This is a genomic window from Flintibacter sp. SJQ-8 (genome assembly GCF_054108085.1).
Genome location: NZ_JBPJWR010000009.1, coordinates 117,916 through 140,572 on the forward strand (window position 1 = coordinate 117,916; position 22,657 = coordinate 140,572).

The 22,657-nt window shown below is 58.6% G+C and carries 19 protein-coding genes and 1 other RNA gene; 11 read left to right on the forward strand and 9 right to left on the reverse strand.

Features of this window, described 5'->3' with window-relative positions:
* Positions 1-26: 26 nt before the first annotated feature.
* Both dnaX and ACSAMP_RS06800 read left to right on the forward strand, forming a co-directional pair.
* Entirely contained in the window at positions 27-1,862 is a 1,836-nt protein-coding gene (gene dnaX / locus ACSAMP_RS06795; protein ID WP_457799921.1) for a DNA polymerase III subunit gamma/tau, read from the forward strand.
* A 49-nt stretch (positions 1,863-1,911) separates the two neighbouring features.
* Complete coding sequence (locus ACSAMP_RS06800; protein ID WP_441795152.1) at positions 1,912-2,256, forward strand: YbaB/EbfC family nucleoid-associated protein; 345 nt, start codon at positions 1,912-1,914, stop codon at positions 2,254-2,256.
* A 127-nt stretch (positions 2,257-2,383) separates the two neighbouring features.
* On the opposite strand, the gene ACSAMP_RS06805 is transcribed toward ACSAMP_RS06800, so the two are convergent.
* The 3 genes from ACSAMP_RS06805 to ACSAMP_RS06815 all read right to left on the reverse strand — a co-directional run bounded on the left by ACSAMP_RS06805 (position 2,384) and on the right by ACSAMP_RS06815 (position 5,257).
* Positions 2,384-3,286 carry a 3-hydroxyacyl-CoA dehydrogenase family protein gene (locus tag ACSAMP_RS06805; RefSeq protein WP_457799922.1) on the reverse strand — a complete coding sequence of 301 codons (903 nt, stop codon included), beginning with the start codon at positions 3,284-3,286 and terminating at the stop codon, positions 2,384-2,386.
* Between the two features lie 179 nt (positions 3,287-3,465).
* A complete protein-coding gene (locus ACSAMP_RS06810) occupies positions 3,466-3,969 on the reverse strand; it encodes a GreA/GreB family elongation factor (protein ID WP_457799923.1) in 504 nt (167 codons plus the stop codon).
* 43 nt (positions 3,970-4,012) lie between these two features.
* A complete protein-coding gene (locus ACSAMP_RS06815; RefSeq protein WP_457799924.1) occupies positions 4,013-5,257 on the reverse strand; it encodes an adenosylhomocysteinase in 1,245 nt (414 codons plus the stop codon).
* A gap of 256 nt (positions 5,258-5,513) precedes the next feature.
* Here ACSAMP_RS06815 and ACSAMP_RS06820 point away from each other — a divergent pair, with 256 nt between their 5' ends.
* Positions 5,514-6,374, forward strand: coding sequence for a rhomboid family intramembrane serine protease (locus tag ACSAMP_RS06820; RefSeq protein WP_441795156.1), 861 nt, complete (start codon positions 5,514-5,516; stop codon positions 6,372-6,374).
* 64 nt (positions 6,375-6,438) lie between these two features.
* Here the strand turns inward: ACSAMP_RS06820 and ACSAMP_RS06825 are convergent, their stop codons facing one another.
* Complete coding sequence (locus ACSAMP_RS06825) at positions 6,439-6,606, reverse strand: hypothetical protein (protein ID WP_457799925.1); 168 nt, start codon at positions 6,604-6,606, stop codon at positions 6,439-6,441.
* A gap of 135 nt (positions 6,607-6,741) precedes the next feature.
* Here ACSAMP_RS06825 and ACSAMP_RS06830 point away from each other — a divergent pair, with 135 nt between their 5' ends.
* Positions 6,742-6,981, forward strand: a complete 240-nt coding sequence (locus ACSAMP_RS06830; protein WP_457799926.1) for a helix-turn-helix domain-containing protein — start codon at positions 6,742-6,744, stop codon at positions 6,979-6,981.
* A 64-nt stretch (positions 6,982-7,045) separates the two neighbouring features.
* Here the strand turns inward: ACSAMP_RS06830 and ACSAMP_RS06835 are convergent, their stop codons facing one another.
* Positions 7,046-8,350 carry a YjiH family protein gene (locus ACSAMP_RS06835; RefSeq protein WP_457799927.1) on the reverse strand — a complete coding sequence of 435 codons (1,305 nt, stop codon included), beginning with the start codon at positions 8,348-8,350 and terminating at the stop codon, positions 7,046-7,048.
* Positions 8,351-8,454: 104 nt separating this feature from the next.
* The gene (locus ACSAMP_RS06840; protein WP_441795158.1) at positions 8,455-9,126 is read right to left on the reverse strand and encodes a flavin reductase family protein; all 672 of its coding nucleotides are present in this window, start codon (positions 9,124-9,126) and stop codon (positions 8,455-8,457) included.
* Positions 9,127-9,354: 228 nt separating this feature from the next.
* Between ACSAMP_RS06840 and ACSAMP_RS06845 the strand changes: the two genes are divergently transcribed.
* Positions 9,355-10,656: a helix-turn-helix domain-containing protein gene (locus ACSAMP_RS06845; RefSeq protein ID WP_457799928.1), complete on the forward strand. Its 1,302-nt coding sequence runs from the start codon at positions 9,355-9,357 to the stop codon at positions 10,654-10,656.
* 58 nt (positions 10,657-10,714) lie between these two features.
* Here the strand turns inward: ACSAMP_RS06845 and ACSAMP_RS06850 are convergent, their stop codons facing one another.
* Positions 10,715-11,455: a tRNA 2-thiocytidine biosynthesis TtcA family protein gene (locus ACSAMP_RS06850; protein WP_457799929.1), complete on the reverse strand. Its 741-nt coding sequence runs from the start codon at positions 11,453-11,455 to the stop codon at positions 10,715-10,717.
* Positions 11,456-11,751: 296 nt separating this feature from the next.
* On the opposite strand from ACSAMP_RS06850, the gene rplM reads away from it, so the two are divergent.
* From rplM to ACSAMP_RS06870, 4 genes are all read left to right on the forward strand, one after another.
* Positions 11,752-12,183: a 50S ribosomal protein L13 gene (rplM, locus tag ACSAMP_RS06855; protein ID WP_441795160.1), complete on the forward strand. Its 432-nt coding sequence runs from the start codon at positions 11,752-11,754 to the stop codon at positions 12,181-12,183.
* 16 nt (positions 12,184-12,199) lie between these two features.
* On the forward strand, positions 12,200-12,604 hold the full coding sequence (rpsI, locus tag ACSAMP_RS06860; RefSeq protein ID WP_441795161.1) for a 30S ribosomal protein S9: 405 nt from the start codon (positions 12,200-12,202) through the stop codon (positions 12,602-12,604).
* Positions 12,605-12,789: 185 nt separating this feature from the next.
* The gene (locus ACSAMP_RS06865) at positions 12,790-14,019 is read left to right on the forward strand and encodes an ATP-binding protein (protein ID WP_457799930.1); all 1,230 of its coding nucleotides are present in this window, start codon (positions 12,790-12,792) and stop codon (positions 14,017-14,019) included.
* A gap of 311 nt (positions 14,020-14,330) precedes the next feature.
* Positions 14,331-19,652: an S-layer homology domain-containing protein gene (locus ACSAMP_RS06870; protein WP_457799931.1), complete on the forward strand. Its 5,322-nt coding sequence runs from the start codon at positions 14,331-14,333 to the stop codon at positions 19,650-19,652.
* A gap of 429 nt (positions 19,653-20,081) precedes the next feature.
* Here the strand turns inward: ACSAMP_RS06870 and ACSAMP_RS06875 are convergent, their stop codons facing one another.
* Both ACSAMP_RS06875 and ACSAMP_RS06880 read right to left on the reverse strand, forming a co-directional pair.
* Entirely contained in the window at positions 20,082-20,390 is a 309-nt protein-coding gene (locus ACSAMP_RS06875) for a helix-turn-helix domain-containing protein (protein ID WP_457799932.1), read from the reverse strand.
* 238 nt (positions 20,391-20,628) lie between these two features.
* Positions 20,629-21,747: a hypothetical protein gene (locus tag ACSAMP_RS06880; RefSeq protein WP_457799933.1), complete on the reverse strand. Its 1,119-nt coding sequence runs from the start codon at positions 21,745-21,747 to the stop codon at positions 20,629-20,631.
* Positions 21,748-21,965: 218 nt separating this feature from the next.
* On the opposite strand from ACSAMP_RS06880, the gene ACSAMP_RS06885 reads away from it, so the two are divergent.
* Positions 21,966-22,280 carry a DUF1292 domain-containing protein gene (locus ACSAMP_RS06885; RefSeq protein ID WP_441795166.1) on the forward strand — a complete coding sequence of 105 codons (315 nt, stop codon included), beginning with the start codon at positions 21,966-21,968 and terminating at the stop codon, positions 22,278-22,280.
* 15 nt (positions 22,281-22,295) lie between these two features.
* A non-coding RNA gene (ssrS, locus tag ACSAMP_RS06890) (6S RNA) lies at positions 22,296-22,494 on the forward strand.
* Positions 22,495-22,657 lie beyond the last annotated feature (163 nt).

The following is a 22,657-nucleotide window of genomic DNA, read 5'->3' on the forward strand; positions in this document are numbered from 1 at the left end:
TTATCCGCTTTCAGGGGGGAAACAGAATGTATCAGGCTCTATACCGCAAGTGGCGCCCCCGCACCTTTGACGATGTGGTGGGCCAGGAACATATCACCGAGACCCTGAAGCAGCAGGTGGCCGGGGACCGGCTGTCCCACGCCTATCTGTTCACCGGCACCCGGGGCACGGGCAAGACCACCTGCGCCAAGATCCTGGCCCGGGCGGTGAACTGCCGGCAGCCGGAAAACGGCAATCCCTGCAACCAATGCCCCGCCTGCCTGGGCATCGAAAACGGCTCGATTTTAGATGTGCTGGAGCTGGACGCCGCCTCCAACAACGGCGTGGACCAGGTGCGGGCCCTGCGGGACGAGGCGGTGTATACCCCCGCCGCCGTGCGCAAGCGGGTGTATATCGTGGACGAGGTGCATATGCTGTCCACCCCCGCCTTCAACGCCCTGCTGAAAATCCTGGAGGAGCCCCCCGCCCACCTGATGTTCATCCTGGCCACCACCGAGCTGCACAAGGTCCCGGCCACCATCCGCTCCCGGTGCCAGCAGTTCGCCTTTAAGCGCATCCTGCCCGGGCAGATCGCCCAACGGCTGGGCTATGTGGCCCAGGAGGAGGGCATCGACCTCACCGCCGATGGGGCCGCCCTGCTGGCCCGACTGGCCGACGGCGGCCTGCGGGATGCCCTGTCCCTGCTGGATCAGTGCTCCGGCGGGCGGGCAAAAGTGGACGAGAAAGAGATCTTGGACGTGCTGGGCCTGGCGGGCAATCTGGAGACCGCCGCCCTCATGGACCAGATCGCCCGGCGGGACACCGCCGCCGCCTTAGATACCCTGGCCCGCCTGTATGCCGGGGGGAAGGACGTGGCCTCCGTTCTGGGGGAGCTGTCCGCCCTGGCCCGGGACCTGCTGCTGCGGAAGACGGCTCCCCAGGGGGGCGCATCCCTGCTCACCGGCGGCTATGACGAGGCCACCATGCGCGCCCTGGGGGAACAGTTCACCGCCCAGCGGCTGCTGCAGACGCTCACCGTGCTCCAGAGTGCCCTGGCCGACCTGCCCCGCAGCGGCAACCGCCGCACGGACACCGAGCTGTGTCTCATCCGCCTGTGCGACGAGAGCCTGGACCAGTCCCTGACCGGGCTGGCCGCCCGGGTGGCCCGGCTGGAGGAGCGGCTGACCCAGGGCGGCATCCCCGCCCAGCCCCAGACGCAGGTCCAGACCCAGCCTGTTCCAAGACAGGCACCCCGTCCCGCCCGGCCCCAGGCGGCGCGGCCAGCGCCCAGCCCCCAGGTCCAGGAGGACCGCCCCCCCTGGGAGGAGGAGCGGCCCCCGCTGCCCGAGGAGCCCCCGGCCCCTGGGGAGATGGAGCGGGAGTTCGACGTGCCCGAGCCGGAGCCCGTCCGGCCTGCCCCCCGGCCCACCGCCCGTCCGACGGTCCAGCCCGCCCCGCAGCAGAGCGCCCCGGCAGGAGGCCCTCCCGACGGAGACCGGGCCTTCTGGCCCTCCTTCGCAGCGGGACTGAAGGGAAAGGTCCCGCCCACGGTGCACCCCTATCTGAACAATGCACAAAAGGTCACCGGCGTGTGGAAAAACGGCAGCCTGACCCTGTGGACGGACAGCGAATTCACCCGGGCCATGCTGAACAAGCCCGCCGTGCTGGCGGGGCTGAAGCGGGCGGCGGCGGATTCCTTCGGCGGCGCCCCCCAGGTCAGCGTGGTGTGCGGCACCCCGCCCCCGGAGGAGCCTGTGTCCGCCCCAGCCCAGAGCGCAGCGCCCGCTGAAAAACAGGAGGAGCCGCCCCAGAAGGACGCCGAGGACGCCATGGATGCTCTGCTGGCCTTTGGGGAGCAGTTTGACAACGTGACCATCCAGTGAGCTTTCACAAGCGACCTGAACAATCAATATTTAAAGGAGTTTGAACGAAATGGCGAAAGGTTTTGGCGGCCGGATGCCCGGCATGGGCGGCGGCATGAACATGAACATGCTCAAGCAGGCCCAGAAGATGCAGCAGGACATGATGAAGATGCAGCAGGAGCTCCAGGAGAAGGAGTATCAGGCGGCGGCCGGCGGCGGCGTGGTGTCCGCCACGGTGAACGGCAAGCACGAGCTGAAGAACCTGGTCATCGACCCGGAGGCCGTGGACCCCGAGGACGTGGAGATGCTCCAGGACATGATCGTGGCCGCCGTGAACGAGGCCATGCGCTCCGCCGATGCGGACGCCGCCGGGACCATGTCCAAGCTCACCGGAGGCCTGGGCCTGCCCTTCTAAAGAGCTTTTATAACAACAGCAAGACCGCCAGACCCGCGTCCCGGGCCTGGCGGTTTTTTCGTATAGACGTAAAAAGCCCGGCTCTGTCTCCAGAGCCGGGCCTGTGTGTGTTTTCAGACTGAAGCGCTCAGCCCAGGTGGTGCTCCTGCTGGAGCACGGGGTTGACGCCCACCTTCTTGCCGTTCTCATAGATGTAGAAACCGGCGCCGCTCTTGCGGCCCAGGAAGCCGGCGGTGACCATCTTCCGCAGCAGCAGGGAGGGGTGATACTTCTCGCCATACTCCTTGGACAGGACGTTCATCACGTTCAGCAGGATGTCCAGACCCACCATGTCGGCCAGCTCCAGGGGACCCATGGGGTGGTTGCAGCCCAGCTTCATGCCGTTGTCCATGTCCTCAACGGAACCGATGTAGGAGCCCACGATCACGCAGGCCTCGTTCAGCATGGGCAGCAGGGCGCGGTTGACGATGAAGCCGGGCTTATCGTCGGCCAGGATCAGGGTCTTGCCCATGCGCTCGCCCACGGCCTTGATGCTGTCCAGAACGTCCTGCTCGGTGAGCAGGCCGAAGATGACCTCGCACAGCTTCATCTTGGGCACGGGGGAGAAGAAGTGCATACCGACCACACGGGAGGGACGCTTGGTGGCGGAGGCCAGAGCGGTCAGGGAGATGGAGGAGGTGTTGGAAGCGAAGATGGTGTTCATGGGGCACAGCTCTTCCAGCTCGGTGAACACGGCCTGCTTGGCCTCCAGGTTCTCGTAAATGGCCTCGATGACCAGGTCGGCCTTCTTGGCGCCCTCCATGCTGCTGTCCACGGTCAGGTGGGTCAGGGCCTCGTCCATGGCCTCCTGAGTCATGCGGCCCTTGCTGACCTCACGCTCCAGAGACTTCTGGATGTTCATCTGGGCGCGCTCCACGGCGGCCTGCTGCTTGTCGTTCAGGGTCACGTCGAAGCCGCAGGTGATCGCGTTCTGAGCGATGCCGCTGCCCATCAGGCCGGCGCCGACAACAAAGATATTCTGAATCGCCATTGCAATATCCTCTTTCCATTTTTAAAATTTCGGTTCTGGGTCTCTTCCTCCGCCCTTCCAGCTGCGGGGGAAGAAACGCTCACTTACATTTGCATATCTTAGCACAGCGGGGGTCCCGTGTCTTAGCAAAAATCGGCTAAAAATCGTCTTATCTTATCCTTGCGCCAGGTAAGGCGGCGTTAGTAGCGGTTGAGCTGGGCGCTGCCGTCATCCTGGCCCTTCTCGATGGCGCGGACCACGGCGTAATAGCCATAGTCCTTGTTCACCTGCACCCGGAAGCGGTCCCCTACCCGTTTTCCCATCAGGGCCGCGCCCATGGGGGACTCCTTGCTGATGAGGCCGTGGAGCACGTCCTGGCGGACGGTGGTCACCACCTGCCAGACCTCCTCCTCGTCATCGTCCTCCAGATACACCGTCACTTTGTCGTAAAGGCCCACGGTGTCGTCGCCGGAGTGGTCCTCGATGACCACGGCGGTCTTGATCATATTCTCCAGAAAGCGGATGCGGCTCTCGTTCTTGTTTTTGTCCCGCTTGGCCGCCTTATACTCAAAGTTTTCGCTCAGGTCGCCGAAGGAGCGGGCCACCTTGACCTCCTCCAGCAGCTGGGGACGCAGGGTGATCCGGCGGTAGTCCAGCTCCTCCTGCATCTTTTTCAGGTCCATTTTTGTCAGTTCGTTGTGCATGTCTGCCTCCAAACAAATCAGCGGCGAAGCCGATGATGTTATATCACGCTTCCCAGCCCGCCAGATAGTCCTTCTGCTCCTGGGTCAGCTGGTCGATGGCCAGACCCATGGCGGCCAGCTTCACCCGGCCGATCTGGTCGTCGATCTCGTCGGGCACCTGATAGACCTTCTTCTCCAGACTGTCCCGGTGGCGGGCCAGCCACTCCAGGGACAGGGCCTGCACGGCGAAGGACATGTCCATGATCTCCGCCGGGTGGCCGTTGCCCGCGGCCAGGTTGACCAGACGGCCCTCCGCCAGCACGTTCAGGGTGCGGCCATCGGCCAGGCGATAGCCCTGGATGTTGGCCCGGCGGGGGAAGCTGTCCTGGGCCATGTCCGCCAGGGCGGCCACGTCCACCTCGCAGTCGAAGTGGCCGGAGTTGCACAGGATGGCGTTGTCTTTCATGACGTCGAAGTGCCGCCGGACGATCACGTCCTTGCAGCCGGTGGCGGTGACGAAGATGTCGCCCAGGCGGGCGGCCTGGTCCATGGGCATGACCCGGAAGTTCTCCATGGTGGCCTCCAGAGCCTTGAAGGGGTCCACCTCGGTGACGATCACGTTGGCCCCCATGCCCTTGGCCCGCATGGCGATGCCCTTGCCGCACCAGCCGTAACCGGCCACCACCACCGTCTTGCCCGCCACCATCAGGTTGGTGGTGTGCATGATGGCGTCCCAGGAGGATTGGCCGGTGCCGTATTTGTTGTCATAGTAGTGCTTGGCCTTGGCGTCGTTCACCGCCATCATGGGGCAGGGCAGGATGCCCGCCTTCTCCCGGGCCACCAGGCGGTGGATGCCGGTGGTGGTCTCCTCGCACCCGGCGATGAGCCGGTCCCCGTACTGGGCGCACTTGCCCCCCAGCAGGGAGATGAGGTCGCCGCCGTCGTCCACGATCAGGTGGGGGCGGCACTTCAGCGTCTCTACCAGCAGGTTTTCATACTCCTCCGGGGTGACGCCGTGGACACCGTAAGTGTCCACGCCCAGGTCGGCCATGGCGGCGGCCACATCGTCCTGGGTGGACAGGGGGTTGCAGCCGGTGAGATGCACGTCGGCCCCGCCCTCCCGCAGCACCAGGCCCAGGTTGGCGGTCTTGGCCTCCAGATGGACGGACACGGCGATGGTCAGCCCAGCAAAGGGCTTCTCCCGGCGGAAGCGCTCCTCAATGCCGGACAGGGCGGGCATAAAGTCCCGCACCCACTGGATCTTCTGGCGGCCGGAGGGGGCCAGACTGGGGTCTTTGACGATACTCATGGCGGATTCTCCTTAATATATAGTCTGCCGCGCGAAAACAGGCGGCTTATGCTTGCCGGACTATCTTATCACATTTCCCCGGGCAAAAAAAGGCTTTGGGGCCGGAATTATTCACAGTTTAGATATAGACTTTCCCCCTGAAAGCGGGTAGAATATTTTTTAAAGTCTTCTGAACACGAACGCGTTCTCGCCCCCGCAGGGGGCGGAGAACATCCTACAGCATCGTGATATTATACAAGAAAGAGGAGGCATGTCCATGAAAGCCATCTCCCGCTGGCTGGACCGGTTCTGCTATGACCACCCCAACTTCGGCCTTTCAGAGCTGATGAAATACATCGCCATCGGCAACGTCGTCGTCTTTGTGCTGGACATCTTCACCCGGGGCTACGCCACCTGGGCCCTGATGTTCTCCCCCAGCGCCGTGCTCCACGGCCAGGTGTGGCGGCTGCTTAGCTTTGTTTTCATCCCCGTGACTAGCTTTGACGCCAGCCGCCCCCTGACCATTTTGTGGTTTGTGATGGGTACCTATTTCTATTACTTTTTGGGCACGGCCCTGGAGCGCCGCTGGGGCACCGCCCGCTTCAACGTGTTCTATTTCACCGGCGTGGTGCTGAACCTGATTTTGGGCTTTGTGTTCAACAGCAGCGTCTCCATGACCTATGCGAACCTGTCCATGTTCTACGCCATCGCCAGTCTGTACCCGGACATGCAGGTCCTGCTGTGGGGCATCATTCCCCTGAAGGCCAAGTGGCTGGCCTGGGCCGAGCTGGCGCTGTCTGCGTATGACATGTGCAAATTCGCCCGGTATGGCCTGTGGGCCTGGGCGCTGATGCCCGTGGTGGCCGTGGTGAACTATCTGCTCTTCTTTTGGGATGACGCGATGGCCATGCTGGGCCGCAGCCGGGAGCGGATGGCCTATCGCACCAGCCACCAGACCATCCAGTTCAAAAAGGCCCAAAAGGACATCCAGCAGCGCAAGGGCTACCTCCACAAATGTGCCGTCTGCGGCATCACCGACGCCGACGACCCCAACATGGAGTTCCGCTACTGCTCCAAATGCAACGGCTATTACTGCTATTGCATGAAGCATATCAACGACCATGTGCATGTGCAGTGAGAAATAAAAAGCGCCCGGAAGTGCAGCGATTTCGTTGTACTTCCGGGTGTTTTTATGCTCTAAATCACTTTATAGAGTATATCGACGTCTGAATATAAATTTCTTCCGCCTCTTGCAGGGCGGAACGAAGAATATTTGCTGAAGAATAGGCTAAGGGGATGCACTCCAACGGGTCAATCACCTGGTCTATTGCGCAACAAAGGACAGCGTACATTTTTTGATAATCAGCCATGAGTGCTCCTCCCTATCCAGTTTAGACTCCTTAAAAATTGACCAGTATCACGGACAATCTTTTTGCTTAGTATAGCATAAAATGTCAGTAGTTGCAACCAATAGTGGTCAAAACATCTGGCATGGTGGTGAGGGGATGGAGCAAAAAATTCGGCGGGACCGAAATATGGGCGATAATCTCCGCCGCCTGCGGGGAATGCACGGCCTGTCCCAGGAGAAGTTGTGTGTCCAGCTCCAGCGCATGGGCTGCGACATTGGCCGCACCACCTACGCGAAATACGAGGCAGGGGAACTGAACATCCGCGCCAGCGTGCTCATTGCCTTAAAACAGATTTATGACTGTACCTATGACGACTTCTTTTTGGGGTTGGAATAGATAAAATGACACATTCCCCATCCTGCGAAAACAGGATGGGGAATGTATTTTATCATAGCAAGTATCACGCAATAAAAATGTGCATAGCGATCGCGGCCAGGATGATGCCGACAATGGTACGTTCAAACCACACGATGACCATGTCCTTTACGGTCAAGGGGATCTTGGTGGCCAGGACCATGGGGATGGTGGTGGAGAACATGATGATCTGAGAGATGCAGATGATGGCGATGAAGAACCGGGTCTGAAGGTCGCTGCTGACGCAGAAGATGGCGGGCAGGAACATCTCGGCCAGGCCCATGCCAACACCCTGGGCCGCACGGGCCGCGTCAGGCACGCCCATCAGCTTGGTGAAGGGATAGAAGAGATAGCCGAACCACTCGAACACCGGGGTAGTCGCAGCCAAGACAAGGGCGGCCAGGCCAATGCCCATCAGCAGAGGGACAAATTCCAGCAGCAGATTCATGCCGCTGACAAGACTGCTCTTCATGTTGGTCAGCAGGTTTCCGGCGGATTCCACGGCGGAGACCGCCTCGTTGACGGCCCGGGTGAACATGCCGCCTTCGCTGGACTCCTGAATGCCGCCCTCCTTCTCGGGGTCGTAATAGGTCTCCGGCTTTTTGCTCAGAGGATAGATGCGGCAGGTGACGGAGGTACACAGGAAGGTGATCAGCAGGGTGACGAAGAAATACAGCATCCAATAGTCGGAGATGTCCAGGGTGCGGGCCACGATGACCATAAAGGAGATGGCCACGGTGGTGAAGCCGGTGGCGATGATGCTGGCCTCCTTGGCGTTATATTTGTTGTTTACATACATCTGGTTGGTGAACAGAAGGCCCATGGAGGTGCTGCCCACAAAGGAGGAGACGGCATCCACCGCGGACCGGCCGGGGGTCTTCCACAACACCCGGGTGAGGGGGCGGACGAATACGCCGATGAAGTCCACAAAGCCATAGTTAACCAGCAGGCAGAGCAGGGGCGCGCCGATGATGATCATCAGAGCGGTGGGCTTGACCAGGCTGTTGAACAGATAGGGGCCGTTGTCCGCATTGAGGATGACCTCGGGCCCGAAGTTAAAGCAGACCATGACTGCGGCCACCAGGCCGAAAATTTTGAAGCAGGTGAAGATGATGTCGGTGACGCTGCGGTTCCAGGTCTTCTTGATAAAGGGCCAGGCCACCCCCAGGACCACCAGCAGCAGGGCCAGATAATTGGCCGCGGGGCCCAGGCCGCTGATGATCGCGTTGGTCAAAATATCAATAGGGATACCGTGGCTGTCGCCCACGGTGATCTGGGCGAAAAACATGAACACGCCGATGAAGCTGAACAGGACGAACTGGACGATGCTGGAGGTACGATTTTTATTCACTCTCTCCACTCCCTTTGAATAAACGTCCGTCCCGGCCTCCGGCTTTGGGGAGGCCGGAAACGGATGGCTGAAAGGTACGGGGATATTGCAGATCAGGCCGAAACTTAGACCTTTCCCTCCAGACCCTTGTCCACCAGCACCTGGTCCTTGGGGGACACGCGGGGGGCGGGCATCTCAAAGGATTTCTCCACCACGGTATAGTCGAAATAGCCCAGGCGGGCCACGGGGCGGATCTTGCAGATGTCCACCTTTCCGTCGGGGGTGAAGACCTCGTCCTTGATGTGGATGCCGATGACCTCGCCCACGATGCAGTCGATGGTGGAGATGCCGCCATTGGCGGGCAGGCGGAAGGTGGTGACGTATTTGCACTCGTACTGGATGGGGGACTCGGCCACCCGGGCCACGTCGATGAGCTGGCTGGGGGCCTTGGTCACGCCGGAATACTCAAATTTGTCGGCATAGCCCTCGGGCAGCTTGGCAATAGAGGAGGCGTTCATGGCGTCCTTCAGATCGTAAGAAACCATGTTATAGACGAACTCGCCGGTGCGTTCGATGTTCTTCACGGTGTTTTTCCGGTCACCGAACACATTCTGGTTGGCGGCGAAAATGACCATGGGGGGGTCAAAGGTCAGGTTGGTGAACTGGCTGTAGGGGGCCAGGTTGTCGCTCCCGTCCTCATTCTTGGTGGAGATCCAGCCGATGACCCGGGGGACCGTGCAGGATTTGAAGGGGTTTTTGGACAGACCGTGGTCGTTCTTTTTAGGCTCGTAAAACATAAGGATACCTCCATGCTCCGGTATGATCCGGCGTTGTCTGGTCAGTTTGAATGATAAGAAGCGATGTGGCTGCCACGCCTTTCTTTGCCCATATGATACGCTGAAGAGACAAAATATCCTATATTTTGATTTGACTTAAATTTTCGTTTTTTTGACATTCTTGACAGGGGGAAGTATACTGCTGTTATAGAGGCGAAAAAAGGCCGAAAAAGAAAGGGCGGGCGGAACATGGGTGGAGAGACAGAGCGGCTGGAGCGGGAGATCAACGCATACCTCACGGGCCTGCCGGGCTTTGACCTGGACGTGTATCGGGATATCTTTTCCTCGGAGTATGTGAACAACGTGATCTATAACCACCCGGAGCGGATACGCAGGATACAGCCGGTGCTGGACCGGCTGGGTTTCATCCGCAACACCCACTTTGTGCTGACCATGATCTTTGATAACTTCTGGAACATCTGCCAGAAGCGGGACAACGCCTATCGGTATCAGCTCAAGCGCAGCCTGCTCAATCATACACGGGAGGCCCTGGGGCGGCTGCACCCGGCCTCGGTGGCGGCCACGCTCATCGGGACGGACAAGGTGGTGGTGCTGCTGGAGTGCGCGGACATGGCGCCCCAGGCGGCGGAGGACTATGCCTATTGCTGCGCGCAGATGCTGCGGGACGACATCATGGCCAACACCACCTTCTCTGTGTCCATCGGCGTGAGCCGCTATTGCAGGTCCCAGGCCCTGGCCTGGCGGGCCTATGAGCAGTCCTTTCAGGCCCTGAGCGGGTCCTTCGCCGTGGGCTATGCCCAGGTGCTCCGCCCCCAGGAGAAGAAAGCGGCGGAAAACGTGGTCCGCCAGAACGAGGTGGCGGCCATCGCAAAGCGGTTTTCCGTGGCCATCAGCGCCGGAAGGCCGGAGCTGTGCCAGAAATATGTGGACCACCTGTTTCAGCGGCTGTCCATCATCATGGCAGACGAAAATTACATCCGCTCCTATGTGGTGCTGGTGCTGTCAGAGGTGATGCAGTATTGCATCCGCCTGGGGATGGACGCAAACGACCTGTCTCAGCGGCTGGTCATTATGATCCAGCAAGTGTTCCAGGCCGGGACCATCGCCAAGCTCCAGGAGAGCACCACCGAATTTTTAAAGCGGATGATCCAGCAGGACAACGGGCGGGAGCGGTTTTCCAGAAACCGCATGAACATCGCCCACGCCTATATCGAGCAGTTCTATGCCGAGGACATCTCACTTGGAGACATGGCCAGGCTGTGCGGATGCAGCGAGGCATATTTCTGTCGGCAGTTCAAAAAGACCTATGGAAAGACCTACACCGACCTGCTGTCCCAGTGCCGCATGGAACGGGCCAGGGAGCTGCTGGAGGAGGACGGCGACAGCAGCATCTCCGCCATTGCGGAAGCGGTTGGCTTCCACAGCTTCAGCCACTTCTGCGTCTGCTTCCGCAAGGCCACAGGAAAAACACCCAGCAGTTTTCGCAGAGGCGAAAACAGGCAAAAAAACGGTGATGTTCATTTCGAGTAAATCGTCCTACATAAAAAGGCCGCCCGGCAAGCTGTTCCTTGCAGGGCGGTCTTTGCAGTTATTCCGGCTTCTCTCTTAAAATTCCCCACTCCGGAAGGGGCAGCCTTTGCATGGCGCCGAAGGTGCGCTCTTTCAGGTGGGGGTAGCGGCCCTGGAGTTCGTAGATCAGGTCCTTGATCTCCTGGCGCTTGGTATAGCCGTCAGCGGGACACGGATTGTGGACCACGGGCAGCTGGAGGCGCTGGGCGGTGTGGCGGACAAGATTTTCTCCGCAGTAGAGCAGGGGGCGGATCTGGGTGATGTCGGTGCGGCTGAGGTAGGTGACGGGCTGAAAGCAGGACAGCCGCCCCTCGAAGATGAGGGACATATAAAAGGTCTCCACAGCGTCGTCATAGTGGTGGCCCAGTGCGATCTTCCGAATGCCCCGTTCCTGAATGGCCTGATGCAGGGCCCCACGGCGGAGCTTGGCGCACAGAGAGCAGGGGTTCTTCTCCTTCTTGACATCAAAAATCATGTGATGGATGTCGCTCTTCAGCAGGGTATAGGGTACGTCCAAACGTTGACAATAGTCGGCCACAGGCGTAAAGTCCATCCCCTTGCGCCCCTCTGCGTGGCCCATGTCCAGGGTGAATGCCTCCACCGTGAAGGGCACGGGGTAAAAGGTCTGCAGTTTTGCCAGTGCGGTGAGCAGGATGAGGGAGTCCTTGCCCCCGGACACCCCTACGGCCACCCGGTCACCGGGCTGTATCATGTCATAGTCGGCCACGCAGCGGCGGACCAGGGATACGATCTTGTTCATGGGCGCTCTCCTTTGTGTAAGAAAATTTCGGACCAAAACTGGGCCCTCCGAAAAAAACACAAAGCAAAAAATGAAAATTGAAAACGAGATATCAAGAGAAATTAAGAGATAGAGTGAGAAAATAAGAGATTTCATCGAGATAAATCAATTTTTCTCAAAAAGACCGTTGACACCCGGCCACCATCGTACTATAATACAAAACGCTCCGATTGTACAGCGTCGGGGCGCTGTCTTTGTATCAGCGACCAGAATTGGTTGAGATAAAAGTAAAGTATAGGAAAATGGAGGTTTCACCTATGTCCACGTTTATGGCAAACAAGGGGAACATCGTGCGTAAGTGGTATGTCCTGGACGCCGCCGGCAAGCCCCTGGGCAAGACCGCGGCCCTGGCTGCCGACCTGCTGCGCGGCAAGCGCAAGCCCGAGTACACCCCCCACGCTGACTGCGGTGATTTTGTCATCGTCATCAACGCCGAGAAGGCCGTTCTGACCGGCAAGAAGCTGGATCAGAAGTATTACCGCACTCACTCCGGCTGGGTGGGCGGCCTGAAAGAGGTCAAGTATCGCACCCTGATGCAGAGCAAGCCCGAGCTGGCCATGAAGCTGGCTGTCCGCGGCATGATGCCCCGCAACGTCATCACCAAAGACTCCCTGTCTCGTCTGCACATCTATCGCGGCGGCGAGCATGAGCACGCCGCCCAGAAGCCCGAAGTCTGGGCCGCCGAGTAAGAGGAGGTAACGAAGCATGTATAAGAGCAAGAAGCCTTATTTCTATGGCACTGGCCGCCGGAAGTCCTCCGTGGCCCGCGTCCACCTGTTCCAGAACGGCACCGGCGCCATCACCATCAATGGCCGTGACATCGACGACTACTTCGGTCTGGAGACCCTGAAGCTGCTGGTCCGTCAGCCCCTGGCCGCCACTGAGCAGCTGGGCAAGGTGGACATCGTTGCCACCGTCACCGGCGGCGGCGTCACCGGCCAGGCCGGCGCTATCCGCCACGGCGTTGCCCGCGCTCTGCTGCTGGTCAACGAGGAGTATCGTCCCATCCTGAAGGCCGCCGGCCTGCTGACCCGCGACCCCAGAATGAAGGAGCGCAAGAAGTACGGCCTGAAGGCCGCCCGCCGCGCCCCCCAGTTCTCCAAGCGCTGATTTTTTCAGAATGCACGTTCAAACCCCGAAAGTCGACTTTGGCTTTCGGGGTTTTCTTATGTCTCCATAAAAATATATTCTGATTTCGGAATATATTTTTGAACAAAAAATTTTTGTTCCGAATTTGGAACATTTATTGACTGCTGGAATATTATATTCTATAATGAGAATACTTCTTTTAGGAGGTGACGGCGTTGGTCGAGCGGAAAGAGTATCTGGACCAGCTGGAACAGTGGCGGGAGGAACAGGTCATCAAGGTGGTCACGGGCATTCGGCGCTGCGGTAAGTCCACCCTGCTATCACAGTATCAAGACAGACTGAAGGCCGGCGGCGTCCCGGCGGAGCAGATTGTGTCCGTGAACTTTGAGGAGCTGGAATACGAGGAACTGCTGGACTATCGAAAGCTCTATGCCTATTTGAAACAGCGGCTGGTGGCCGGACAAACCACCTATATCTTCCTGGATGAAATACAGAAGGTCCCCGACTTTGAAAAGGTAGTGGACAGCCTCTATGTCAAGCCGGATGTGGATATCTATATCACCGGCTCCAACGCCTATATGCTCTCTGGCGACTTGGCCACCCTGCTGACCGGGCGCTATGTGGAGATCAGGATGCTGCCCCTGTCCCTGAAGGAGTTCCTGGCAGTCACGGGGCTGGAGGAGGAGCGGGGCTTTGCGGAGTATCTGCGCAGCGGCGGGCTGCCCTATGTAGCTAGGATGAACCGGACCACGGAAAAGGTGGAAACCTATCTGGAGGGCATCTATAATACGGTAATCGTCAAGGACATTGAAGACCGCCAGGCCCGCAAAGAGAGTGACCCCGGCAGGCGGAAGATCACAGACGTTGCGCTGCTGAAGACCATTGCCAAATATCTGGCCAGCGTGGTGGGCAGCCCTGTCTCTGTGCGCGGCATTACCAACTATCTGGTCTCCAGCGGAAGAAAGATATCCCCCAACACGGTAAACGACTATGTGGAGGCGCTAACGGAATCCTTCATCTTCTATCCGGCGGAGCGCTTTGACATTGTGGGCAAGCAGTTGCTAAAGGCCAGCCGAAAGCTGTATATCGTGGACCTGGGGCTGCGCAACCACATCCTGCCCCGCAGGACCTATGACCTGGGCTTCTCCCTGGAGAACATCGTCTATTTTGAATTGCTGCGCCGGGGCTATCAGGTGATGATCGGCAGGCTGGGCAGCACAGAGGTGGACTTTGTGGCGGAGAAGCAGGGGGAGTATACCTATTACCAGGTGACGGCGGACATGACCGCAGAGGAGACCTTCCAGCGGAAGCTGCGCCCCCTGACCCTGATCCGGGACAATTACGAAAAGATCGTCCTGACTGCTGACCGCCTGACGGTGGGCAACTATAACGGCATCCGGGTGAAAAATCTCACCGACTGGCTGCTGGAAAAATAAAAACAAGAAAGATTTTGTTCACCCCCCGAAAGCCGATTTTGGCTTTCGGGGGTTTCTTGTGTCCGCCAACTTGCTTTTTCGTGATCAGAGAATCAGGAGTACTAGTCCTGATTTTATCTAAAATAGAAAATAAAGGCAATTTTCAAGCCAAAATCCCCGCCCGTCTCATACTTTGGAACGATTTACATTTTGAATTTGACAGGTATAATATAAGTAAATGCTGTAACCGAGACAGCCGACAAGGGGGCGCCCCCTTGTCCCGTAGGGATATCCCTACGGGAATGTGCGTTCAGATCAATGGAGGAGTGCGTATGAAAAAAAGAGCATTGAGCATCGTCCTGACCCTGGCCCTGTGCCTGGGTATGCTGCCCGCAACAGCGTGGGCGGAGCAGGACCCGGACCCCGCCCCCGCATCGCAAGAGGTGACCTCCCAGGCCACCCCTGCGGAGCAGGACGTGACCCTGGAGGAACAGGACGCCGAAGAGCAGGGCGAGGAGATCGTGCCCGTGGCCCAGGTGGGCGAAACGTCCTATGCCACGCTGAAAGAGGCCCTGGACGCGGCGAAGAACGGCGGCACGGTGAAGCTGCTGACCAACGCCAGCCTTGGCGAAAATGACCAGGAGGACGTCTACACCCTCGGTGACGGGGAGAGCCTGACCATCGACCTGGCTGGCAAAACCCTGAGCGGCAGCTTTGATATCGGCGCAAAAAGCGGCGATAATTACACTGTCTCCAATGCGTCGCTGACCATGAACGATTCCAGCGGCGATAATAGCGGCCAGCTCAACGGCTGGCTGCGGGTGTTTGAAGATCAGAACGGAAGCTGTTCCAACACCCTGACCGTCAACGGCGGGACATATCAGTATACGGGTAAGCAGAATAACACTGCTTACCAAGATGCCAAAGCGACGGTCTGCAATGTTATGGGCGGCACGGTCATTATTACTGGCGGTGTGTTTAAAAGCTATAGCAGCGGCGAAGTGGCAATTTTTGTAGACAATGACGTAAAATCCACGTTTAGCGGCGGCATATTTGAGGGGATCAAAGCAGGCGTAGATTATATCGTTGCGTGCCTTAAAGATGGATATTGCTTTGAACAAAACGGAAACCGCATCGCATATGCATCTTTAAGATATGATCAGAGGACGGAAGACACCCTCACCGTAGAGAAATGCACCCCCCACAGCTTTGTGGACAACAACGAGCAGTCCAACTGTACTTACTGCAACGCCGTGAATCCCGACGTCGCGGCGGCGGATACTGTGGCCAAGGTCGGCGATGCCCAATTTAAGACCCTGGCCGAAGCCATCGCTGCCGCGAACAACACGGAGATAGAGGTCCGGCTGGTGAAGAATGTGGCCGAGAACGTCGTCGTCAGTGGCGGTACGGTCACCATTGATTTGAACGGACACACGTGGAATGCTGACACAAACAGTACCAGCGCCGCCTATACCCCCCTGACGGTGGAGAGCAGCAGCGTGACCCTGAAGAGCGGAACCGTCGATCAGGGGTCCAGCGGCGGAACCGCAAGCTACGGTATCGTGGTGGAGGGCGGAAGTCTGACCCTTGGAGAAGATATGCTCGTTATGGGCAGTCCTCTCAATAATTCGAACTGCATCCCCGCCATCCTTCTGCAAAGCGGCGACCTGAACCTAGCCAAGGGCGTGACGCTGATCTATGGCCTGAGCGTCCCCAGCGGCAAGACCCTGTCGGAATACCTGCCCGACGGCACGGCCTTTGTGCAGTGTACTTATGACGCGGAGAACGGCGTGAAGCTGACCGACGGCTATGTGCCCGATGTCTATACCACGAACGCGTCCGCCGAAAACATGGCCGTGGTGGCCCACAAGCACAGCATCACAACAGGCAACACCTGCGCCTGCGGCTTTACTTGCAGCCACAAAGAGATAAATAAAGACAATGGGCAATGCGTTGTCTGCGGCTATCAAATGGCCTTTAAGACTGATAATCAGTGTTTCTATGATAGCCTTGTAGATGCAGTCAGGGAGGTGCTTTACAAGGATGCAACTACAATAACCCTGCTGAGAGACGTCGAGACAGGAGTATCGGCTGATAAAAATAAACCCTTAGCACTTGATTTGAAGGATTATTGTTTTTCCGGTGATTTGACGATCAAAAGTGGAACGGTCACTGTCTTTGGTAGTGAGCGTTCACATCTGGATGGGACATTAACATCGAATGTAGTATTACCAGCAGAATTTAAGGGACGTGTTGAAACGCTGGATGCAGTCTCTCGGAAGGTGACCGTGGAGCCCGGCTGTGCGGGACGTGTCGGTACACTCAGTCTATACCCTTACCAGAATATCAGCGAGAAGTACCAGCTTGCGGGTGGCTCCTTTGAGACAATCAAATTCGGAGGCGGAGCCTGGACGGTAAATTCTATCCGCTTGGGAGATATACTGAAACCGGGCTATCGGTTCGAGAGCATGAGCACTTCGCAGGACCACACCTTGTATTATAATGAACAGATCACGTCCAGCAACGCGACCATCACCAACGTAAAAGTCGTGCTCTGTGAACAGCACGAGTACGAAAACGGCTTCTGCAAATACTGCAACGAAGAGTGCCCCCACACCACTGTGGAGAATAATCAGTGTACCATCTGCGGGCTGGCGATGGTGGCCACGGTGACGGCGGACGGTGAGACCGCTTATTACAGCGCCCTGCAAACCGCCCTGAACGCGGCGGCGGACGGCGCGGAAGTCAAGCTGATGGCGGATGTGACCGATGCGGCGACCATCTCTTCCAAGGTCACCTTGGACCTGTGCGGCAAAGATGTGGTGAAGTTGACGGTCAGTGCTGCCGCAAAGCTCACCGATTCGGTGGGTGACGGTGTGATCAAAAACCTGACGGTGACCGTCGAGGGCATGACCGTGAAGGACATACTGTCCGAGGGTATGCAGTTTAAGAATAGTTTCAACAGCGCATGGGTCACGGACCTGACCGTCAAGGAGCTTACAAGCGTGCGCATCGCTGAAATTCCTATCCGGCTGGGCGAGATGGATTCCAGCTATAACGTTGTGTACCGGGCGGAAGATAAGGGCATCATCACGCTGGAGGTTTTCGCCTCCAAGAGCGGCACCCTTAGTCAAAACGATCTGTCTGCTGAATTTGAATTTGTGGATAAAGATGGAAAGACATGGAGCACCACCCTACATGGAAGTTCAGTGAAGATCGACCCTGACGGAAAGCGCGCTGTATACACCTTCGATACCTGCCTGACGAATCGTGCAGACGCGGGGACCTATCAATGCACAGTGAAGAGCGTGAAGTATCACCCCACCCAGAAGGACGAGTATGTGTTGACCGGCCCCAGCTTTAAGGTGAACGTGCGGCAATCGGGCACAACAGCGTCGGTGAAAACTGGAATAAGCGCCGGTTATTTTGATCAAAAAGATACCTTCACTTACGACCAGCGCATTACCGTTCTTGCCCAATTCGCCCCCACTGGAGAAGAGCCCACGGCGACCTTCTCCATGACACCTCCCACCGAGGACCAGTGCGCGGTGTTCAATGAGAAGGGAGAGCAGATCAGCGAGGCGAAGACGGTTGAAAGCTCCACATGGCTTGATGTGCTCACCACGGACCTGGGCGTTGGAACGCACAATTTGACCGTAAGATATCTGGGCGGAAATAATCAGGAGGGCGCAACTGTCCCGTTCACGGTGACGGTGAACCCCTGCGAGATCACCGAGCTTGCCCTGGATGAGACCCAGCTGGCCTACACCGGCGCGGCGCAGACGAAGGGCGTCGCCGCTGTGACGGCGGGCCGCCTGACGCTGACGGCGGACGATTACGACGTGCGCGGAAACGTGCAGACCGAGGTGGGCAGCTATAAGCTGACCGTGACGGGCAAGGGAAACTACACCGGCACGCTGACCGGGGAATACACCATTGCCAAGGCCGCCGCGCCTGAGGCGGAGCACGGCACAATGACCGTCTCCAACAACCATGCGGCCACCTATGAGATGGAGATTCCCGCCCTGCCTGCCCTGGACGCGGGCACCTATGGTGCCGTGTCCTATGCGCTGGGCGAGGTCGACCTGAGCCAGGGCTACTATGACAAGGAGACCGGCGCGAAGGTCGCGGACGGCAAGCTGTTCCTGCCCATCAACGCCAACCCGGTGGAGACCACCGGCAGCATCGGCACCGTGACGATTAAAGTTACAACCGACAACTACGAGGACTTCTTCCTGACCATCGACGTCAGCGCCACGAACAAGATCGTTCCTATCGGCGAACCCACGCTGAGCACCACCACCATCACCTACGGCGACAAGCTGTCCAAGGTCACCCTGTCCGGCGGGCTGAAGGACGGCGACAGCGCTGTTCCCGGCGTGTTTAGCTGGGAGGAGCTTGACGCGGTGCTGACTGCGGGCGAGCACCAGGTGACCTGGCGCTTTGTCCCCACGGACGGCAGGACCTATGCCAAGACCACCGGCACCGTCACCATCACCGTGAACAAGGCCACCCCCACCGGCGCGCCCAAGTACACGGCCATCACCGCCAGCGGCAAGACCCTGGAGGACGCGGGTCTGACGGCGGAGGGCGGCACCTTCAGCGTCCCCGGCACTGTCCAGTGGGTGGACGCCGACGGCAACGAGATGGATGTCTCCACCGAGGTCAAGGCCAACACCGCCTACAGCTGGAAGTTCGTGCCGGAGGACGAGGAGGACTATGAGTCCCTCACCGGCAGCATCACCCTGTACGCCGTTTCTCACAGCGGCGGCGGTGGCGGCGGCGGGTCCTCCAGCGGTTCTTCCGGAAGCGCTGCCAAGACCGACGACGTGACCACTACCGTCAAGACCGACGAGAACGGCAACACCCAGACGGATGTCAAGGTCAGCGACAAGGCCCTCTCCGACGCCAAGAAGTCCGGCGAGGCCGTGAAGATCCCCACCGGGGTCAAGGCGGGGGAGGACTCCAACAGCGCCCCCGTGGTGAAGATCGACCTGCCCAAGAACGCGGGGGAGACCAAGATCGAGGTGCCCGTGGACAACGTGACCCCCGGCACGGTGGCGGTCATCGTCCACGAGGACGGCACCGAGGAGATCCTGAGCAGCTCCAAGCCCACCGAAGACGGTCTGGAGTTCACCATTGACGGCAGCGCCACCATCAAGGTCATCGACAACAGCAAGACCTTTGTGGACACCGGGGACCACTGGGCCAAGGGCGCCATCGATTACATCAGCGCCCGGGACCTGGTCAGCGGCGTCGGCGACAAGCTGTTTGCCCCCGACCTGACCGCCACCCGCGCCCAGCTGTGGACCATCCTGGCCCGGATGAATGGGGAGACGGTCACCGGCGGCCAGACCTGGTACGAGCTGCCCCAGCTGTGGGCCAAGAAAAACGGCGTGTCCGACGGCACTGATCCCAACGGCACCATCACCCGGGCCCAGCTGGTCACCATGCTGTGGCGCACCGCCGGTTCCCCCAACGGGGGGAGCGGGAACCAGTTCACCGACGTCCCGGCGGACAGCTATTACGCCCAGGCCGTGGCGTGGGCGGCGGCCAACGGCATCACCACCGGCGTGGGCAGCGGACGCTTCGACCCCGAAGCCCCCTGTACCCGCGCCCAACTGGCCACATTCCTGTATCAGAATATGAAGTAAGTTTAAAGCAAACGAAGAGAGCGGCTGCGCGTGCAGCCGCTCTCTTCATGTGATTACAGCCGAGAGACGCAGTAGGCGACCAGCTCCTCTGGCGATGAAATCGCTCGTGTTTCAGTTGCATCCTTCGGCTGTGACTGTAAAATGGCCAGGCTGATCTCCCGGCGGACCTCTTCAACGGGTATCCCCCTGCGCATCGCCACAGTTCTGATCGCTCGCTCCGCAATGTCGGATAGTTGCAAATTTGCTTTCATCGCTGCCTTCTTTATGTTTCTTAAAAGAACAAGGGCTATCGTTTTACTTAACGATAAAATAGCATGTGCAGCGCGAGAAACGTGTCGAAATAGGTCGAATTTTGAATTCTTTATTGCTACATGAGACGATAATGAGACAAAAATAGGGAAGCCCTTTCGGGGCTTCCCCAAATTAATGTTAATTGTGGTGCATGGCTTTCATGGTTTGCAGAATGGCGGCTTTTTGCGGCAGGGTCAGGTCCACCCAGCTGTCGAAGAGCTCTTTCAATTCCGGCGTCAATTCTACCATTTCTCCCTCGGCAAAGAATTGGGAAAGGGTGATGCCGAACCCGGCGCAGATCGCTTCCAGCGTGGTGATAGACGGGACGGTGTTGCGGTGATAGATGTTTGCAATGGTGGAATTGGAGAGGCCGCAATTTTTGGCCAGCCGGTATTCCGACCATCCCCGCTCGTCCAGTAGTTGGTGCAGTCGCTGAAGCGTATCCATCCTCTCGCCGCCTTTCTGTCCTGAATTTATTTTACCGTTTTGTTGAATGATATAATATTGTTTGATTGTATGCTTTATATCGTTTAATAAGACGGTAACAAAAGCAAAAAAACGGTATAAAAATATGGAAAGCCAGGGGCAGGCTTTCCATGGAAAACAACGTTATTTTAAGGGGCAGTAATGAGACGGGAAAACGGATTGCCGCGTCGCTGCGCTCCTCGCAATGACAGAGCACGGGTCACGCAAGATCCACCCGCAGCAGATACCAGCTCCGCCCCTGCCCGTCCTGCTGGGTGCTGAGGAGCAGATCATGTCCACAGCTGCCGTGCCAAGTAACATTTTGAGGGATATCCTCGGGGAGTAGGGCAGAAGAAAAGGTCTGAGTTTGGGCGTCAAAGCGGTATAGGGCCGGGGCGGCGGAGGCGAAGAACAGAGCGGGGCTGTCCGGGTCCCATTGGGGCAGGAGGCGATAGCCGCCGGGCAGGCTCTCTTCCAACGTTGGAGGGACGGAGACGGGCCGCAGTTCGCCCTCTGCCAGCACCAGGGCGCGGGTCCGTGCGTTGAGGGTGTGGAGGAGGACGCAGTCCCCCCGCACCGCCAGGCCGATGACAGCATCCTGGGCCGGACCGTCGGACGCGGGGAGAAGATCGGCCAGCTCCAGGGCGTATTGGGCCATCGGGGTCCCGACGGCGCGATAGGCCGCGAGCCGGTACTCCGGGGTGTTTGATGTGAGACAGACCGCATAGGTGTAGATCGTCTCGCCCTGGGCGGCCACGCAGGAGATGGCCGTGCCGGAGTTGTCCCGCACCTGCTCCTTCGCCACGGTGCGGCGCTGGCCCTCCGGCAGGGAGAGGGTTTCCACCAGATAGGTCAGGCCGCCATTTTCCTCCGACAGAATGGAGTGCAGGACCAGCCCATTGTCCATGGCGTGGAGGGAGACCATGGCCTCTGTGGGGACTTCGGCGATCTCAGTAGCCGCGCAGGAGGAGACGTCGACCTGGCAGACCGCCCCCTCGGTGAGGAGATAGAGGTCCTGGCCCCGCAGCACGGCGGCGTCGCCGGAATAGGCGGGAGCGGGATAGCCCCACAGGCGGACGGTCTCCCCGCCGGCGACGTCATAGCGATATAGGCCGTGGGCGGACTCGTCCGACGCATTTTCCTGACGGCAGAACAAAATGTGTTCCCTGTCAAAGGCCAGCACATGGGCGTCTTCCGGGAGGGCCAGCGGCTGAAGGGCGCTCTCCGAGGGGAGCTCAGAACTGCCCTGGGGTCCCACAGGACAGGTGGTGTGGCAGGCACACAACAGCAGCAGCGGCATAGAAAGGAACAGGAGCAGGCGGGTGGTGAGGGACTTCATAGGCTCGCCTCCTATCCGTGAATGTGCATATTTTTCGTGGGCGCGTCCAATACTATATGTATAGTTTAACGGAAGAAGCGAGAAAAGACAAGCAAATTCCGGGAAAAGCCCGGAAAACAGACAAAAAGGTGCGCCGCAAAAATTTACAGCCCCAGCCCTTGCATTTTTCCCGCTGACGGGGTAAAATAGGTTCATCAAAGCAAGGAGGTGCCCTCTGCATGAGTGAAGAGTTCGGCCCCGATTTTATCTCAGTCACCGACGAAGACGGCAACGAATTCGAACTGGAGCTGATCGACACCCTGGAGCACGAGGGCGTCACCTATTACGCCATGCTTCCCGCCGTGGAAGAGGATGAGGAGACCGGCGAGCCCGTGGACGTGGATGCCGACGACGAGGAGTTCGGTCTGGTCATCATGAAGGCCATCGAGGAAAACGGCGAGGAGATCCTCTCCACCCCGGACACGGACGAGGAGCTGGACGCCATCTATAATCTGTTTATGGAGCGCTTCTTCGAAGAAGAGGAGGAGCAATAAACAAAGCACCACATATTCTTCCTGCTCGGTGCGTGATGGGCTCTTTTAAACCCACATTTCTTAAACGGGACGCCAACTCACGGCGCGGCTTGCAGGCCTCCCGGCCCCCTTTGAGGTGCGTTGGAAGTTGGAAGCAGATAAACGACGTGGAAGCGACCCACCTGCCATTTCGTGCAGGTTCTAAACGGGTTCACACGGCCAGAGCGGGGGATATAGAAAAAGAAATTCTTTTGGCCGCGGCGCTTGTGCGCTGCGGTCCTTTCTTTGCCCTGAGCAAACAATAAATCACGTAAACAAACTGTAAATCCGTGCCATAGATACCGCCGCCCCCTTGTCATCGGGGCGGTTTTTTAGTATAATACCCTGTAAACGCCGCC